This window comes from Nocardiopsis sp. FR4 (assembly GCF_009830945.1).
In the GTDB taxonomy this organism is placed as follows: domain Bacteria; phylum Actinomycetota; class Actinomycetes; order Streptosporangiales; family Streptosporangiaceae; genus Nocardiopsis.
The window spans coordinates 1-1263 of the sequence record NZ_VWVV01000068.1; the positions used below are offsets into that span (position 1 = coordinate 1).

Sequence of the window (1263 nt, forward strand, 5' to 3'; positions counted from 1 at the left end):
AGGTAGTGGACCTTCACGCCCCGGTTGGACGTGATCGGAGCATCACCGTTCGGTTCGAACGGACGGCCGCCCCATTGGGCTTTGGTGACGAACTGCATGGCAAGAGCTTCTTTCCTTCGACTGACCGGCGGACGTGCGAGAACGGACTTCTGCGCTCCTACAGGGAGTAGGCGAGTCCTCCGAGTCCCAGCTGGTCGAAACCGCCGCCCTCGGAGCGCGCCCGGTCGGCGAGGCCGGCCGTGTTGGGTGCGGACAGGCCCCTGCGCGTCACGTAGTGGCGGTGGATGACCGCCCACGCCGGGCTGGTCGCCGAGGTGCCCCAGGTGCCCAGCATCGGGACCTGCGAGGACTCGAGTTCGTACCGTGCGATCTCCTCGCTGGCCGCCAGCAGGCGGTTGTCATGACTCGCGTAGAGGTCGACGCCCTGGCTCCAGGCCATCTCGCAGACCGCCGCCAGCAGGCCGAGGCCGGTGATCGAGTACCGGTCCGAGGCGCCGCCGTCCCACACGTAGGGGAGGGAGTTCATGACCCGGGGCGTGTCGGCGACGAGCGCGGTCGCCTGGTCCACCTTGGCCCTGTCGTCGCAGAAGACGCCGATCGCCAGCACCGAGGCGATGTGGGACAGTTCCCAGTTGGCGCCGTAGGCGGACCCGCAGGTGTCGGGGGCCCTGGTCAGGTACGCGTCGCTCACCGGGTGGAGGACGTCCGTCAGCATCGCGCCGAAGCGGGCCGCGTCGAACCCCTCGTGCTCCCGGATGATCTCGGCGGCGTTCGCCAGCACGAAACCGTGGATCCCGGCGGTCTGCCCGATCAGCGGTGTACCGGAGACCGACGTCAGCGTCTGCGACCAGGCGTTGAGGATGTCCACGGCGGTGTCCGCGTGGGCGGCCTCCCCGGTCAGCCTCCACAGCAGCGCGTTCTGGTAGGCGGCGTGCGCGTCGTCGAGCAGCCGGTGGAAGTTCTCGTTGGGCCCGCCGACGTTCAGTTCGGCCACGGGGTTGGCCGACCACCCGGCCTGCGAGCGCTCGTCCGCCCGCACCGCGTCCCACCCGGAGGCCCAGGGGCCGGAGCCCTCACCCGCCCGTGCGGCCAGGTCGGCGAAACCGGCGTCGGTGTGCAGCAGACCGGGGTGGGAGAGGTCCGCGGCGTGTGCCTGGGGCGCCGCGAACGGGCTCATGAGGCTCGCGGCGCCCGCACCGACACCCACGATCGCGGCGCGTTGGAGGAACGACCTACGGCTCGGAGCCGGATCGAATGGCATGA

General features: G+C 70.6%; 1 protein-coding gene. It reads right to left on the reverse strand.

Annotation, left to right across the window (positions count from 1 at the left end; all coding sequences use genetic code 11):
* Positions 1–157 precede the first annotated feature (157 nt).
* A partial coding sequence (locus tag FYW95_RS27450; protein ID WP_159945062.1) for an alginate lyase family protein occupies positions 158–1263 on the reverse strand: 1106 nt, incomplete at its 5' end.